Annotated in this window: 16 protein-coding genes and 3 pseudogenes; 6 read left to right on the forward strand and 13 right to left on the reverse strand. The window is 69.0% G+C overall.

Going from position 1 to position 14,268, the window contains the following annotated elements; translation table 11 throughout:
- The 5 genes and pseudogenes from ACFP3H_RS16625 to ACFP3H_RS16645 all read right to left on the reverse strand — a co-directional run.
- Nucleotides 1–560: pseudogene (locus ACFP3H_RS16625) on the reverse strand (hypothetical protein); the annotation flags it as partial.
- Nucleotides 560–1,774 carry a sensor histidine kinase gene (locus ACFP3H_RS16630; RefSeq protein ID WP_378606711.1) on the reverse strand — a complete coding sequence of 405 codons (1,215 nt, stop codon included), beginning with the start codon at nt 1,772–1,774 and terminating at the stop codon, nt 560–562. The pseudogene ACFP3H_RS16625 and the gene ACFP3H_RS16630, both read right to left, overlap by 1 nt.
- Nucleotides 1,771–2,442: a response regulator gene (locus ACFP3H_RS16635; RefSeq protein WP_378606714.1), complete on the reverse strand. Its 672-nt coding sequence runs from the start codon at nt 2,440–2,442 to the stop codon at nt 1,771–1,773. The genes ACFP3H_RS16630 and ACFP3H_RS16635 overlap by 4 nt, the downstream gene beginning before the upstream one ends.
- 393 nt (nt 2,443–2,835) lie before the next feature.
- Complete coding sequence (locus tag ACFP3H_RS16640; RefSeq protein ID WP_378606717.1) at nt 2,836–3,303, reverse strand: hypothetical protein; 468 nt, start codon at nt 3,301–3,303, stop codon at nt 2,836–2,838.
- Nucleotides 3,304–3,346: 43 nt separating this feature from the next.
- Nucleotides 3,347–3,529, reverse strand: coding sequence for a hypothetical protein (locus tag ACFP3H_RS16645; protein WP_378606720.1), 183 nt, complete (start codon nt 3,527–3,529; stop codon nt 3,347–3,349).
- A 385-nt stretch (nt 3,530–3,914) separates the two neighbouring features.
- Between ACFP3H_RS16645 and ACFP3H_RS16650 the strand changes: the two genes are divergently transcribed.
- The 4 genes and pseudogenes from ACFP3H_RS16650 to ACFP3H_RS16665 all read left to right on the forward strand — a co-directional run bounded on the left by ACFP3H_RS16650 (nt 3,915) and on the right by ACFP3H_RS16665 (nt 5,610).
- Nucleotides 3,915–4,211 (forward strand): hypothetical protein, encoded by a 297-nt coding sequence (locus ACFP3H_RS16650; protein ID WP_378606723.1) that lies wholly within the window; start codon nt 3,915–3,917, stop codon nt 4,209–4,211.
- Complete coding sequence (locus ACFP3H_RS16655; protein ID WP_378606725.1) at nt 4,211–4,762, forward strand: DUF6879 family protein; 552 nt, start codon at nt 4,211–4,213, stop codon at nt 4,760–4,762. Before ACFP3H_RS16650 ends, ACFP3H_RS16655 begins: the two co-directional genes overlap by 1 nt.
- Nucleotides 4,759–4,935 (forward strand): annotated as a pseudogene (locus tag ACFP3H_RS16660) (helix-turn-helix domain-containing protein); the annotation flags it as partial. The gene ACFP3H_RS16655 and the pseudogene ACFP3H_RS16660, both read left to right, overlap by 4 nt.
- Before the next feature lie 15 nt (nt 4,936–4,950).
- A complete protein-coding gene (locus ACFP3H_RS16665; RefSeq protein ID WP_378607424.1) occupies nt 4,951–5,610 on the forward strand; it encodes a DUF5753 domain-containing protein in 660 nt (219 codons plus the stop codon).
- Here ACFP3H_RS16665 and ACFP3H_RS16670 read toward each other — a convergent pair.
- The 6 genes and pseudogenes from ACFP3H_RS16670 to ACFP3H_RS16695 all read right to left on the reverse strand — a co-directional run bounded on the left by ACFP3H_RS16670 (nt 5,607) and on the right by ACFP3H_RS16695 (nt 10,593).
- Entirely contained in the window at nt 5,607–7,367 is a 1,761-nt protein-coding gene (locus ACFP3H_RS16670; protein ID WP_378606728.1) for an HNH endonuclease, read from the reverse strand. The genes ACFP3H_RS16665 and ACFP3H_RS16670 overlap by 4 nt on opposite strands.
- Nucleotides 7,368–7,445: 78 nt before the next feature.
- Nucleotides 7,446–7,898, reverse strand: coding sequence for a flavodoxin family protein (locus tag ACFP3H_RS16675; protein ID WP_378607427.1), 453 nt, complete (start codon nt 7,896–7,898; stop codon nt 7,446–7,448).
- 23 nt (nt 7,899–7,921) lie between these two features.
- Nucleotides 7,922–8,161: pseudogene (locus ACFP3H_RS16680) on the reverse strand (flavodoxin family protein); the annotation flags it as partial.
- 3 nt (nt 8,162–8,164) lie between these two features.
- Complete coding sequence (locus ACFP3H_RS16685) at nt 8,165–8,596, reverse strand: hypothetical protein (RefSeq protein ID WP_378607430.1); 432 nt, start codon at nt 8,594–8,596, stop codon at nt 8,165–8,167.
- Nucleotides 8,597–8,658: 62 nt separating this feature from the next.
- The gene (gene dapB / locus ACFP3H_RS16690) at nt 8,659–9,405 is read right to left on the reverse strand and encodes a 4-hydroxy-tetrahydrodipicolinate reductase (protein ID WP_378606731.1); all 747 of its coding nucleotides are present in this window, start codon (nt 9,403–9,405) and stop codon (nt 8,659–8,661) included.
- A 39-nt stretch (nt 9,406–9,444) separates the two neighbouring features.
- The gene (locus ACFP3H_RS16695; protein WP_378606734.1) at nt 9,445–10,593 is read right to left on the reverse strand and encodes an alcohol dehydrogenase catalytic domain-containing protein; all 1,149 of its coding nucleotides are present in this window, start codon (nt 10,591–10,593) and stop codon (nt 9,445–9,447) included.
- Nucleotides 10,594–10,727: 134 nt separating this feature from the next.
- Between ACFP3H_RS16695 and ACFP3H_RS16700 the strand changes: the two genes are divergently transcribed.
- A complete protein-coding gene (locus ACFP3H_RS16700) occupies nt 10,728–11,123 on the forward strand; it encodes a VOC family protein (RefSeq protein ID WP_378607433.1) in 396 nt (131 codons plus the stop codon).
- An 86-nt stretch (nt 11,124–11,209) separates the two neighbouring features.
- Here the strand turns inward: ACFP3H_RS16700 and ACFP3H_RS16705 are convergent, their stop codons facing one another.
- Nucleotides 11,210–12,424 carry an MFS transporter gene (locus ACFP3H_RS16705; RefSeq protein WP_378606737.1) on the reverse strand — a complete coding sequence of 405 codons (1,215 nt, stop codon included), beginning with the start codon at nt 12,422–12,424 and terminating at the stop codon, nt 11,210–11,212.
- 84 nt (nt 12,425–12,508) lie between these two features.
- Here ACFP3H_RS16705 and ACFP3H_RS16710 point away from each other — a divergent pair, with 84 nt between their 5' ends.
- The gene (locus ACFP3H_RS16710; RefSeq protein WP_378606740.1) at nt 12,509–12,844 is read left to right on the forward strand and encodes an ArsR/SmtB family transcription factor; all 336 of its coding nucleotides are present in this window, start codon (nt 12,509–12,511) and stop codon (nt 12,842–12,844) included.
- Between the two features lie 24 nt (nt 12,845–12,868).
- Here the strand turns inward: ACFP3H_RS16710 and ACFP3H_RS16715 are convergent, their stop codons facing one another.
- A complete protein-coding gene (locus ACFP3H_RS16715) occupies nt 12,869–14,197 on the reverse strand; it encodes a M16 family metallopeptidase (protein ID WP_378606743.1) in 1,329 nt (442 codons plus the stop codon).
- Nucleotides 14,198–14,268 lie beyond the last annotated feature (71 nt).

The following is a 14,268-nucleotide window of genomic DNA, read 5'->3' on the forward strand; positions in this document are numbered from 1 at the left end:
CGCTGGTTGGCCTCGCTGCGCAGTTCGCGCAGCGAGCGCTGGGTGGGTCGCACGATCGCCATGAACACCGTGACCGCGCCGACCGTGGCGACCGGGGTCAGCGCGCGCACCACGGTCTCGACGTGCCAGCTCTCGAAGGCGCCCAGCGTGATCAGCACCAGCGCGCCCGCCCCGACGCCGAGCCAGGCCGCCAGGATCCGCCCGCGCAGCACCAGCATCGCCAACAGATACGAGGTCGGGTAGGCGGTCCACAGCTGGTGGGAGAAGCCCGTGGGGTTGGCCACCCACGGCACCGTCAGCGCCATCGCCGCGGGTCCGGCGCCCGCGGTGAAGATCGTCGCGGGCCACGGCAGCGGGTCCACCGGGAACACCAGCACCACCAGCGCCGCGGCGGCCATCAGCGCCAGCGCGGTGCCCGCGGCCAGCGGCGGCGCGAAGTCGAAGTTCACCCGCAGATACATCACGATGGTGGCTTCGAAGATGATCACGAACAGCCACGCGGTGCCGTCGCTGAGCCCGAACAGGTCGCGCATCGCGAACGGCAGATCCCGATCCACCATCAGCTCCCCCACACCAAGGTCACGACGGTGCCCGCGCCGGGCGCCGATTCCACGAAGGCCGCGCCACCGGCCAGCGCGCGCATGCGACCCAGGATGCTGCCCGCGATGCCCATCCGGTCGACCGAGACGCGCGCGGGGTCGAATCCGGCGCCGTCGTCGGACAGCACCACCCGGATGCCGCCGGTGGCGATGGTGACCGTGACGCTGCGGCGCACCCGCCGGCCGGGCACGTCGGCGTGGCGCACGCTGTTGCGCACGGCTTCGGACAGGGCGGCGGCGAGCACCTGGGCGGCCTCGGTCGGTAGGCACAGGTCGGCGGTGGAGCGCGAGGGCACCTGCACCGGGATCTCGGCGCTGACCGTGCGCACCGCCTCGCGCAGGAACTCGACCGTCGCGGCCGCGTCGAGGTGGTCGATCTCGGGGGCGCGCCGCGACTGCTCGAGCTGTTCGAGGGTGCGGGCGGCCTGGTTGCGCAGCACCGCCGAGGACCGGTGCGCGCGGGAGGCTTCCAGCAGAGTCGAGAGCACGGCGTCGTGGATCAGCGCCGCGAAGCGGGTGCTCTCGCGTTCCCTGGCCGCGCTCGCCGCGACGGTCGCCGCGCGGCTGCGCTGCCGGACGGCTTCGCGGTCGACCCGTTCGGCCGCGGCGCGCGCGTAGACCACGCACCACAGGAACAGCGCGGCCACGCCGAGGCCGCGGGTGATGTCGCCGAGGGTGGAGCCCATCGAACTGTCCGGCACCACCAGCGCGTTCGACACGCTGGTCGCCACGGCGAGCACCGCGGCGAACGCGGTCGCGACGCGGCGCGACCAGGCCAGTCCGGCGGCCAGCACCCCGACCGCGAGTCCGCGATAGGGCCAGGACGCGAACGAGCCGATGTGCACCACCGAGTACACCAGCGGCGTCACCAGGGTCGCGCCGAGATAGCACAGGGCGGCCGCGCCCGCGGTGCGCCGGATCGCGTCGACGCGCCCGCGCGCCGAGACCAGCGCCAGCACCCCGAACATCAGATACGCCGCCACCAGGTGCGCTTCGGGCCAGATCGACAGGTTCACCGGTCCCACCAGCACCGCGGGCAGTTCCAGGACCATCACGATCATCGCGGCGGTCCCGACCATCACCCCGAGTCGGCGCAGGATCTGCTCGGTGGCCGCCCGCGAGAATTCGATGTCGCCGACCGTCGCGGGCGCCGTCGCGACCGCGAGTGTGCTCACGCGCGCTGCTGCCGCTCCGGGACCGGTAGCCACCCGTCCTCGACCGCGCGTTTGTACAGGTCGGTCTTGGTCGGGGCGGGGCGGCCTGCGTCGGCGTACTTCTGGCGGATGCGGCCGAGGTAGTCGTTGACGGTCTGCTCCGACAGCCCGGTCAGGCGCGCCACCCGCGAGGCCTTCTCGCCCGAGGCGTAGAGCATGAGCACTTCCTCCTGCCGGGGGCTCAGGCCGACGTCGGACAGTTGCGGGTCGCCGTCGATGGCGGCGGCCCAGTCGGTGGTCACCACCTGCTCACCGGAGGCGGCCCGGCGCACCGCCGCGACCACGGTGGCCACGCTCTCGGACTTGCGCAGCACGCCCAGCACGCCCGCCTTGGCGGCGGAGCGCACCAGAAAAGCGTTGTCGGCGCCGGTGAACACGAGCACCTCGATGCCGTGCGCGCGCAGCGCGGTGACATTGTCCTCGGGCGTCGACCCGTCGGGCAGGCGCAGATCGAGCACGACCAGGTCGAGTTCGGTGGTCCGGTCGAGCAGTTCGGCCACCGATTCGGCCACCGCGACCAGTTCCAGGTCCGGCTCCGGGTCGAGCATGGCCGCCAACCCGATCGCCACCGACTCGTGATCCTCGACCACACCCACCCGGCGCACCGCGCGCGTCTGTTCCTCGCTCACCGACCACTCCCACTCGTCGAACACCCACCGCGGCCAGCCCGCAACACCTAGCTCCCGAGTTCTACCGCATCCCAAGCCCCCATGTCAGCCCACCAGAATTCGGGGCCCACCCGCTACCCCCACCCGACCTGCACCGATGGACAACCCATGACGCCACAAGCCCCCCGACTCGGTCGCCGCGCTCCGTGAGCCGGGTGGCCCCACACGATCAGCTGAGCCGGCGCACTCGCCCCGAGTTTCCAGCACTCCTCGCGCTCCCCTTGCTCGGCTTCCCCCCGCACCTCCACGAACTCCGCCGCCCGCATCCACCCCAGCCCGGTCGCATTCACGTGCGTGGTCGCGTAGCCCTGGTGCGAACGCGAAGGGCAACCTCTGATCCAGGCGGTAAATCCGCTAACCGGTCCGATTTGCGAACGGGCGCTTGCCGTACATCGCCACATACTCCGCGATCATTGCCTTTTCCACCGCTCGGGCGTCGGGCTCCTCCCGCCAGCCGACCAACAGCTCAGCGCTGTCGGCGAGCTGCCAGATCAAGCGCCCGCCCCAGTGCCCGGCTCGCCGCCCGGCACCGTGCCGCCGATACTCGCCCAACCGCTTCCGTAGACCCCTCCTGCCCGACGCCCCAAGGTCCGCCTTGCCGATATAGACCACCGGTTCCCCAGGTACCCAGGAGGATTGAAGTTCGGCAAGCGATACGGACGGGTCGCCCTTTGTCCAACCAGCGGGACTGCCAGGGAGAAACACCGGCGGTGCTGTCGCGGGCCGGATGACCACGTAGACCCCGGCTCCGGCCGGAACGTCGGTAGTCGGCAATGCGGCGAAGGTTACGAAGCCCTCGAAACCGGCCAGCGGGAACGTCATACCGGGATGATGCCGCACCGCCCCGACAGATGGTTAGGGCGGATCAGAAGCGGTGCCGCCGCGTGCCCTCGGTCTCGATGCGCTCGCGGATGCCGTCCACTGATCGGTCACGCGGGATGCGCTCAGGCCACAAGATCGCCGCCCCCAGCACCGCCAGCGGCAAGCCCACCACGACCACCCACCCGAGGGCGATCACCGCGCCGCCCGGCGCGGTCCCCGGAGGCATAGCAGGCCGTGACGGACAGCGATCAACAGGCGCTCATCCACCGGCGTCTGGTCCACGGCTGCGAGAGCGGCCACCACATCGGCGTGGAGTTCCACGAACTCGGACATCGGGACCGGCCAGCCGTCCGCGCCGACCACCTCCCAGGTTCCATCGCTGTGCTGGAGGTAGCGTCCGCCGTCCATGTCGTCCCCTGTCGTTCGCTGATGGCTTGCACCGGCCGCCGGGGAGCACAACACTCGACGGCCGGGCATAAACGAATCCTGGGCGGGCACTGCGCGGACCCGATACGACTTTGTGCGTTTTTGCGCGCAACCTTGGGAGCCGGAGGCGAACACGGCGACCATTGCGAGGTACGTTCGCCTCAATCGCAAAGGACGGCCTCACCATGCACTCTCACCTCACACTGCGCCTGCTCGGCTCCGGCTCCAAGAGCGGCACCTGCCCGGCGGTGTACGCCGCCGAGACAGGCGAGCTGGTCGTACAGGGCGACATCACCGACCGGACCGGGACCGTGCTGGTGCCTCACGTCCTGCTCGACTGGCTGGAGCCGGGCATGACGCTGCCCGTAGAAGCCACCAACGCCCCCGGCAAGTTCCTGGTCAGCGGCGAGCAGGTCACCGCGCCCGAAGTCCTCGCACAGCTCCGACTCGCAGACCACGAGACGGCCGTGGTGGTGCGCTGATGCTCCACGTCGTCGGTGACGAGGTATTCGAGCCGCTGTTCCGCGCGGCCCGCCGGTATGCCTTCCACCTGGAGGTGCAGGACACCTACGGCGTAGCCGATGAAGTCGAAGCGCTGCGACGCTGGGAAGCCGGGGAGACCTACGAACCGGAGGAACAGCCGGAGTCGTGGAAGGCGTGGGATGACCTGATGGTCTCCACGGCCGGGCGCGGCGTCTCCTTGGAGCGGCTGCGTGTGGTGACGGTCCCGCACTCGACCTACACCCGCTGGCTGCTCAGCGAGACGGACGGCAACGTGGAGGTCGGCGAGGTGGTCCGATGGCTGCCGCGCCACCTCGCCGACCCGGCCGAGGTGCCGGGCGACGACTTCTGGTTGTTCGATGACGAGACGGTGGCGTTCACGACGTTCGCCGAGACGGGAGAGTTCATGGGCCTGTCCATCACCACCGATCCGGGGATCGTCGGCCTGTGCTTGCGGGCACGGGCGACGTTGTGGCCGAAGGGAATCGACCACGCCCGCTACGCCGACAGTGAGCACGCGCACGCGCCGTGAGAGCTGTCGATGACGCACGGGCCGCGCTCGGCGCACGCCTTCGGGAGCTGCGCCGAGCCGCCCACCTATCCGGCGTCGATCTCGCCGCTCGGTGCGGCTGGCACTCGTCCAAGATCAGCCGCATCGAGCGCGGGAAGCAAGCGCCGTCCGAAGCCGACCTCGCCGACTGGTGCGCAGCGTGCGACAGCATGGCCGTCCTGGATGACCTGGTTGCGAGCCTGCGCAACCTGCGCGCGATGTACCTGGAATGGCAGCGCACCCTGGCCGCCGGGCACGCCCACCGGCAACGCCAGTCCATCAAAGTCGAAGGCGAGACCCGCCTCATCCGCTGGTACGACCCCGACACCATGCCCGGCCTGTTGCAGACCGAGGGCTACGCCCGCGCGATCCTGCGCGTCTGCATCTCGATGATCGGCGGCCGTGACGACCTGGACGAGGCGGTAGCCGTGCGGATGGCCCGTAGGGGTGTCCTCCAGCGCGCCGGGCACCGCTTCCACATCCTCGTCGGCGAGGCCGCGCTCTATCCGACCGTCGGCGATAACGCGGTGATGGTGGCGCAGCTCGAACACCTCCTCGGCGAACTGGAGCGGCCCAACCTCCGGCTCGGCGTGATCCCGCTGGACACCGACTACCGCGCCCCGGCGACGAACTTCGTCATTTACGACCGCGCCCAGGTGCTCACCGAGACCGTCAGCGCAGAACTGACCATCACCCGGCCCTCGGAGATCGCCCTGCACGAGAAGACCTTCGCCGTGCTCGCCGACCAGGCCGCCTACAACGACGCCGCCCGAGCCCTCATCCGGGGAGCGCTGGAGCGTCGGAAGATCCCGCCGCGCGGAAATCTCTAGCGGGCCGAGCGGGCTTGCGCACAAGTCAGACAGCGCGGCTGTTTTCCGCTGCGTGGATCGATTACAAAATCGTGATTGAACAACTTACGGTGTCCCCTGTTGCGTTCACAGGTTCGGCAGTTCCGCCATCCATTCTTCAGCCTCGTGTTCTCAGGCGTGAACTCGTGTCCATACGGACAGAACCGCGACGCTGCATGTTTGGCTAGAAAACACACGCGGCAACGGCGCACCGTCGTCGGATTGCTCGTGTCAATCACATACTCGTGCCCATGCTTCGGAATGTGATCGGCGTTGAGGCGGCACAGTACGCAATTGCGCCAGCCCTTCGCGGTGTATTCCGTTGTCGCCTTGGTGAATTTGTGACCGTTGACGCAGTGTGTTGGGGGCGGGTTCAACTTGCGACAGGTGAGGCAACGCCGCTTCTTGACCGGACCGTCTGGGTCAGGGACGAATGAGTGCCCGTAGTCCGGGATATGTGTCCGATCCCAGATACATTGCTGGCAGTATCGCTTTCCGTCGCTGCCGATCCGCTTGTTCTCGGGGGTGTATTCATGCCCCTGCGGACAGAACTGCGGCGTCGATTCCTTAGTTTGCCGACAGATGAGGCAGCGTCGGCGCTGGTCGCTCACATTCTCACGATCCGCGACAAACTCGTGCCCGAGCATTTCGAGGTGATACACGTCCGTGTTGCACTGGCGGCAACGCCGGTGGCCGTCTGAGCTGTAGTCCGTGTTCTCGTCGTCGTAGGGGTGACCTTTTGGGCAAGCAAGGATCACCATTGCGGCGCGCCGTAGGTTCTCGCCAATGGTCACCGCCTCAAGATGCCGGGGATTGCAGCACAACGGGACACCGCATAGATGATCAATCGTGAGGTTGAGCGCTGAGTCCTCGCCGTTCGCGAGCTCGTAGGCGAGGCGGTGAACCTGCATAACGCGCCCCTTACGTTTCTGGCCCGGCACACGGACATACATTCGCCCGTACCCCATCTCATTCTTTGAGCCGGTCCACACTTGGCAATCACCCGTGAGCCCATACAAGGTCTTGCCGCGCTCCGAAACCGGCTGGGGAACAAGCCCCTTCCTCAACTTCACTGCCGGAGAAACCGCAGCTCCAGTCGCGACGCCGTGACCGTCGAGATATACGACAGCGACAGTGACACTGGCCGCGACCGTTAGCAATTCACCGCACCCGCAACCGCATTTAACCTTGTTCGGGTCACCGTATTTCTTCAAGCGCCGAAGGTGCGCCTGGCACAGACCGCGCCCAGCGACTGGACGCGGGCACCCATCGAGCTTGCATTCATCACCCCCCACCGAAATACGCGGAGCAGGTCGGTCTGCAGGCAGCTCAGCGCTGGTCTCGGCTCGCTCGATGTTGAATTTGCGCGCATTGCACGTCCAATGAGCAGCGCGACAATTTTCCATCGTGTGGGGGCCACCTCTGGACAGAGGAATCACATGGTCGACGGCCGGGGATAGCGGGTCATGTTTGCCGCCAAGGACTCGGGTTGTTCGCAAGGGCTCCGGGATCGGGTCGCCGCACAGGTGACATATCCAGCCGTCTCGCTCGAACACCTCTCGCGCGATGACAAGTTCCGTCTCAACGCCCCACTTCTCGGCACGGTTGAGCGCGTCACGAGCGCGGATCAACTCAGCTTTGCGGAGCTTGACGTGTTCCTCGCACCGCTGGCGGCTCGGACCGCGCCCTGTGGGTCGAGGGTCGAACATCGTGTCGCAATCGGCGCACTTGATGAGCATGAGGCCTCCTCATCCCATTGGACCATCGCCCGGTGACAACATTCGGAGTTGCCGCGCAAACGAGAGCAGCGGTGCGGCTCACCCCATGAGCTGTGCCGCCACGGTCGCGCCGAGTTCCCAGCACGCTTCGAGGTCGCTCTTGGACGGCTTCCCCGACACCACCACATAGTCGGCCGCCTTCACCCACCCCAAGCCGGTAGTGATGGAGGTGACGCCCTTCTCCGCGCCCTCGGTGCCCTCGTTGCCGTGGAAGTACGCGCCGAACGGCCGCCCACGGGTCGAATCCAGGCAGGGGTAGTAAATGACATCCAGCCCGTGTTTCAGGCCGCCGCTCATGTACCCGAGGTTCGCCGGAGTGCCGAGCACGTACCCGTCCGCCTCCAGCACGTCGGTCGGCGACAGGGAGAGCGCAGCACGGCGCACGACCTCCACGCCTTCGATCTCCGGGTCGGTCGCCCCGGACACCACGGCCTCGAACATCGCCTGGCAGTGCGGCGAGGGCGTGTGATGGACGATCAGGAGCCGTTTCACGCCGCCGACCTCGCGGGACTCGTAATAGACGGGTAAGTAGACAAATTATGTTTGAGGGCGCCGCTCATGTAGCCGAGGTTGGCGGGGGTGCCGAGGAGGTAGCCGTCGGCCTCGAGGACGTCGACGGCGGTGAGGGACAGGGCGGCGCGGCGCACGATCTCGACGCCCTCGATCTCGGGGTCGCTCGCGCCGGCGAGGACCGCTTCGAACATCGCCTGGCAGTGCGGGGAGGGGGTGTGGTGGACGATCAGCAACCGGGCCACGGGCTACTCTCCTGGGTCGCGTTCCAGTTTCTCCAAGGCCACGGCGCGGCGCATGGTGTCGCGGGCGCGGCCCCGGTCGCCGGCGTAGTCGTAGGCGCGGGCGAGTCGGTAGGAGCTGCGCCAGTTGTCGGGGTCGGCTTCCCATTCGGTCTTGATCCGCGCGAACAGGGCGTCGGCGGCTCCGCGTTCGATCCGGCCGGACGGGCGCCGCGGCAGCTCGGAGGTGTCGACCTCGAGGCCTTCCTCGTCGATGCGCCGGGCGAGGTGCTGGTGGTCGAACGCCGCGCGCAGGGTCGACCACAGGATCCACACCCCGACCAGCGGCAGTGCCAGCATGCCGATGCCGATCGCGATCCCGGCGAATCCGCCGTCGGCGATGTAGGCGATGGCCAGGCCGCCGAGTCGGACGAAGTAGAACAGCAGCGCGGCGACCATGAAGGCCACCAGCGCAACGGTTTTGAGGACTTGCCGATCGGGTCGCGACCCGGCGGACTCGCTCACAGATCCAGGAACGGGTCGAGTCCGACGGTGAGTCCGGGCCGTCCGGCGATCTCGCGCACCGCGAGCAGCACGCCCGGCGCGAACGAGGACCGGTCGATGGAGTCGTGGCGGATGGTCAGGGTCTCGCCCTGGGTGCCGAACAGCACCTCCTGGTGCGCGACGAGCCCGGCCAGGCGCACCGAGTGCACCCGCACCCCGTCCACGTCGGCGCCGCGGGCACCCTCGAGTTCGGCGGTGGTGGCGTCGGGGCTGACGCCGACGCCTGCCTCGGCGCGGGCGGCGGCGATGACCGCGGCGGTGCGGTAGGCGGTGCCCGAGGGCGCGTCGGCCTTGTTCGGGTGGTGCAGTTCGATGACCTCGACCGAGTCGAAGAACCGCGCGGCCTGTTCGGCGAAGCGCATCGACAGCACGGCGCCGATGGCGAAGTTCGGGGCGATGAGCACGCCGGTCTCGGGCTGCTGGGCCAGTTGTCCGCGCACCTCGGCCAGGCGAACCTCGTCGAAGCCGGTGGTGCCGACGACGGCGTGAATGCCGTTCTCGATGAGGAACTTCAGGTTGCCCATCACCACGTCGGGGTGGGTGAAGTCGACCACGACCTGCGTGTTCGTCTCGGTGAACGTCTCGAGCGCGTCACCCTTGTCGACCTGGGCGACCAGCTCCAGATCGGGTGCCGCCTCCACCGCCGCGCAGATGGCCTGCCCGACCTTGCCGCGTGCTCCGAGCACTCCGACCCGAATGGTCACCGCATCTCCTCGTCCTCGACTCCACTTGCTCGGCCAAGCCTATCGAGCAGCCCGGAACCCGGCCGCGCCGACCTCGCGCCCGGAGTCGAAGACGATGACCTGACGCAGCGCCGCGCCCGCCGCGAGATCGTCCATCGCCGTGTTGACCTGGTCGAGGCCGATCCGCGCCGAGACGAGCCGTTCCAGCGGCAACTTCCCGGCCCGCCACATCCGCACGTATTCGGGGATGTCGCGTGCGGGCACGGCGGAGCCGAGGTAGCTGCCGATGATGGTGCGCCCCTGGGCGACCAGCGCCAGCGGCGAGATCGTGGCGGTGGCGGTCGGTGCGGGCAACCCGACCGTCACGGTGACGCCACCGGGAGCTGTTGCGGCGACGGCAGTTTCAAAGGCACGCACGTTGCCTGCCGCCTCGATCACGACATCGGCGCTCACCCCCTGCTCGGCCACCTCTGCCGGGGTCAGCGCGACGGTAGCGCCGAATTCGCGGGCGAGCGCGAGCTTTTCGGGCACTGTGTCCACCGCGATCACCTCGCCGAGTCCCAGCGAGACCGCCACGAGCACCGCCGCCATCCCGACCCCGCCGAGCCCGACCACCATGATCCGGTCTCCCGCACCGGGTTTCGCCGCGTTGAGCAGCGCGCCACCCCCGGTCAGCACCGCGCACCCGAGCACCGCCGCGATCTCGGGCGGCACATCGTCGTCCACGGGCACCACCGAGCGCCGATCCACCACCGCGTGCGTGGCGAAGCCGGAAACCCCCAGGTGGTGGTGCACCTCCTCGCCGTCGCGGGTCAGCCGCCGCCCACCGCCGAGCAGTTCGCCCGCGTTGTTGGCCACACTGCCCGGCCCACACGGGGTACGCCCGTTGCTCGCGCACCCCGCGCAGTCCCCACAGCGCGGCAGAAACGTCATCACGACCCGCTGCCCGAGCCCCACATCGGTGACCCCGTCCCCCACCGCTTCGACGATCCCCGCGGCTTCGTGCCCGAGCAGCATCGGCACCGGCCGCACCCGATTACCGTCCACCACAGACAGATCCGAATGGCACAGCCCCGCCGCCTCGATGCGCACCAGCAGCTCACCCGGCCCCGGCGCGCCCAGTTCCAGCTCGCACACGGTGATCGGCCGCGACTCGGCGAACGGCGCCGGATCGGCGACGCGTTCCAGAACGGCTCCACGAATCCTCATGCCCGCGACGCTACCGCGAGCACCCTTTACAGGGTCGCGGATCGGTGGCTACCCTCGATCACGGTGAAGGTGCTCCTGTCGGCCGCCTCGTACCGTGCCCAGGGTCGGCGCCTTCACGAACAAGGAGAAATCCCCTGTCAGTGCAGTTCAATCACACTATTGTCGGATGCCGCGATCATCGCGAAACCGCCGAGTTCTGGGCGGACATCCTCGGGTTGGATATCGGCGAGGAGTGGGGGCCGTTCATTCCGATCGCCCTCGCGCACGGGGCCGCTTTCGATTTCGCGAAAGTCCCGCCCGTCATCACCGAGATCCAGCCGCAGCACTACGCGTTCCTGGTGTCGGAGGCCGAGTTCGACGCGGCCTACGCCAAGATTCAGCGCTACCGGCTGGATCACTGGGCTGATCCCCACCAGCACCTGCCGAACGAGATCAACCACAACGACGGCGGCCGAGGGGTCTATTTCCTCGACCCCAACGGCCACTACCTGGAACTGATCACCGTTCCGTACGGCGGCTGGCCCGAGTAGCCCCGCGCGTGCGGGTCCCGAGGTCTCGGGACCCGCATCCGTGGCCCGGCGTCGCGAGTTCCGCCGATCGCGGACCCTGCGGCGATTCAGCCCTTCACGGCCGCGCGCGTTCCGCGAAGTCCGAGCAGCGCCGCGACCACGCAGGCCAGCGCCACGCTCACCACGAACCACGGGAACACCGTCGCGATCCCCCAGGTGGTCGCCGCCCAACCGGCCACCAGGGTCGGCAGGGCCAAGGCCGAGTAGGCCAGCAGGTAGAACGCCGACATGGTCTCGCCCCGGCGATGCGGCGGCACGACCTCCGACAGGTGCCGCAGCGAACCGCCGAAGCCGAGGCCGAAAGTCGCGCCGAGCACCAGGCCCGCGAGCACCACGACCACCGGTTCCTTCGTCGCCAGGGCCGGAATGGTGATCAGCAGCGACGCCGCCATGCCGAGGTCGCCGATCACCGCCGCGCGCCGGGCCGGGATCCCGGTGGCCAGCAGCTGCGCGAGCGCCCCCGACAGCGCGGTCCCGGCGACCACCACGCCGCCGAACACCAGGTTGTGCACGCCGGTCTCGGTCGCGGCCAGCGACGGATACAGCGACAGCAGCACGCCCAGCACCGACCAGGCCGCCATCACCCCGATCGCCGAGAACCAGAAATCTGCCCTGATCTCGTGCGGCACAGCGGGTTTGGCGATGGTGATACGCGCCTTCACCCGGGCGGTGTGCGGTTCGCGCAACGCCACGATGCCCGCGCCCGCCGCCAAACACACCACCGCGATCACCACGTACGGCGTGCGCAGCGGCGCGGGCGCGTACTGCGCGAGCACCGAGGTCCCCAGCACCGCGAGCGCGATGCCCACGTTGAACGCCACCCCGGACAGCTGTCCCGATCGCGCACCGCGCGCGGGCCGCAGATCCAGCAGCGCCGCCGCGCCCGCGACGACGGTCGCGCCCACGGCCGCGCCGTGTAATGCCCTGGCCAGCAACAGCATCGGCACCGAGTCGGCGAGCAGGAACACGACCAGCCCGGCGATCATGGTGGCGAAGGCCCCGATCATCACCGGCTTGCGCCCGATCACGTCGGAGATCCGCCCCGAGACCAGCACGGCGCCCAAGGCCGCGACGGCGTAGACGGCGAACACCATGGTCGTGGTCAGCGGCGACAGGTGCCATTCGGTCTCGTAGATGCCGTAGAGCGGCGCGGGCGCCCCGGACACCCCCAGTGCCACCGCGCACGCGGCCAGAATCGCCCCGTACGCCCAGCGCTGTCCGGTCTCGACCGGTGCCGTCGTCGTCACCACAGTAGTCCCCATCAGCAGAGTTTGATATCCATCGAACGCCTCCGACGCTACGCCCGGGTACGATGACTATCAAACCCCCAGTGAGGTATTCAACTCATGACACAGGCTAAAGATCTTCGGTCGGCGCCGACCCTACCGGTCGCCCCGCTCCCCGCCGTCCTCGGTGCCCTGCACGACCCCGTACGCCTGGAAATGGTCCGTCGCCTGAGCAACGCCGCCGCCCCCGTGCGCTGCGCGGCCCTCTACGACGCCATCAACAAATCCACCGCCACCCACCACTTCAAGATCCTGCGCGAGGCGGGCCTGATCGAACGTCTGACCATCGACGGCCAGACCTACCAGTTCCTGCGCGCCGAGGACATCGAGCGCGCCGTCCCCGGCCTGCTCCCCGCGATCGTCGACGCCGCCAACCGCGCGCACGCGACCGACTGAGTCACGCCTCGACGACCGCGTCCGTCAGCTGTCGACGAGCTTGCGGACCGACGCGGGCAGGTCGCGGGTGCGGCGGTAGGGTCCCGAGACCGCCGCGCCGTAGGGGCGCGCGAGCAGGGTGCGGGCGATGTCGTTGACCTCGTCGGTGGTGACGGCGTCGATGCGGGTGAGCGTGGCCGAGACGCTGCGGTGGTTGCCGTAGCTGAGTTCGCTGCGACCGATGCGGTTCATCCGCGAGGCGGAGTCCTCGAGGCCGAGCACCAGTCCGCCGCGCAAAGAGCCCTTGGCCCTGGCACATTCGGCGTCGGTGACCCCGTTCGCCGCGACCTCGTCGAGCACCGCGCGCGCCAAAGAGGTAACCTGGCCGAGGTTTTCGGGTTGGCAGCCGAGCGAGACCGAGAACGACCCGGTGTCGGCGAAGGTGTCCACGCTCGAGTACACCGAGTACGCGAGGCCGCGTTCCTCCCGAATCCGTTGGAACAGGCGCGAACTCAGTCCGCCACCGACGATGGTGTTGAGGATCGACAGCGGCCACCGCTGCGGCCCCTCGTGCCTGCCGAAGGCCCGCACACCGAACGCGAGGTGGGTTTGCTCGCTGTCGCGATTGACCCGGATCAATCCGGGCGCGCCCTGGGCCCGGAAGGTGCCCTCGCGGCGCGGGGCCGGTTCGGCGGCGGGGTCGAGGCGGGCGCTGAACGCGCGGTGCACCAGTTCCACGACGCGCTCGTGTTCGACATTGCCCGCGACCGCCACGACCATGCGTTCGGGCCGGTAGCGGCGCTGGTGGAAGCCGCGCAGCTGGGTGGCGCGCATGTCCTCGATGGATTCGACGCTGCCGATCACCGGTCGTCCGATGGGGTGGTCGCCGAACATGGCGGTGAGGAAGGAGTCGGCGACCAGGTCTTCGGGGTCGTCGTCGCGCATGGCGATCTCCTCGAGCACGACCTGGCGCTCCACGTCGACATCGACCGCCCGGCACAGCCCGTTGAGCACCACGTCGGAGACGAGGTCGACCGCCAGCGGCAGGTCCTCGTCGATGACGTGGGCGTAGTAGCAGGTCTGTTCCTTGGCGGTGAACGCGTTGAGTTCGCCGCCGACCGCGTCCATGGACTGGGCTATGTCGAGGGCGCTGCGCGTGGGGGTGGCCTTGAACAGCAGGTGTTCGAGGAAGTGCGCGGCGCCGGCCACGGTGGGGCCCTCGTCGCGCGAGCCGACGCCGACCCACACGCCGATGGAGGCCGAGCGCACGCCGGGCACGTGTTCGGTGACCACGCGCAGGCCGCCGGGGAGCACGGTGCGGCGCACGCCACCGTCGGTGGCGAGATCAGTGGGTTGGGCACTGGACTCGGTCAATTTAGGCTTCGTCACCCGATCCCACCGGACGGCTGTGCTGGCATGTTTCCTCGACCTCTCGACGGGAGTTG

The organism is Nocardia lasii (assembly GCF_042658545.1).
GTDB lineage: Bacteria > Actinomycetota > Actinomycetes > Mycobacteriales > Mycobacteriaceae > Nocardia > Nocardia lasii.

Bases quoted from the DNA above. Each gene is read 5' to 3' on its own strand.
- ACFP3H_RS16670 (WP_378606728.1), bottom strand. From the start codon at position 7,367: ATGCTCATCAAGTGCGCCGATTGCGACACGATGTTCGACCCTCGACCC.
- ACFP3H_RS16710 (WP_378606740.1), top strand. From the start codon at position 12,509: ATGACACAGGCTAAAGATCTTCGGTCGGCGCCGACCCTACCGGTCGCC.
- ACFP3H_RS16665 (WP_378607424.1), top strand. From the start codon at position 4,951: ATGGCCGTCCTGGATGACCTGGTTGCGAGCCTGCGCAACCTGCGCGCG.
- ACFP3H_RS16685 (WP_378607430.1), bottom strand. From the start codon at position 8,596: ATGGTCGCCGCGCTGCTGTTCTACTTCGTCCGACTCGGCGGCCTGGCC.
- ACFP3H_RS16650 (WP_378606723.1), top strand. From the start codon at position 3,915: ATGCACTCTCACCTCACACTGCGCCTGCTCGGCTCCGGCTCCAAGAGC.
- ACFP3H_RS16655 (WP_378606725.1), top strand. From the start codon at position 4,211: ATGCTCCACGTCGTCGGTGACGAGGTATTCGAGCCGCTGTTCCGCGCG.
- ACFP3H_RS16705 (WP_378606737.1), bottom strand. From the start codon at position 12,424: ATGGGGACTACTGTGGTGACGACGACGGCACCGGTCGAGACCGGACAG.
- ACFP3H_RS16695 (WP_378606734.1), bottom strand. From the start codon at position 10,593: ATGAGGATTCGTGGAGCCGTTCTGGAACGCGTCGCCGATCCGGCGCCG.
- ACFP3H_RS16640 (WP_378606717.1), bottom strand. From the start codon at position 3,303: ATGACGTTCCCGCTGGCCGGTTTCGAGGGCTTCGTAACCTTCGCCGCA.
- ACFP3H_RS16645 (WP_378606720.1), bottom strand. From the start codon at position 3,529: ATGCCTCCGGGGACCGCGCCGGGCGGCGCGGTGATCGCCCTCGGGTGG.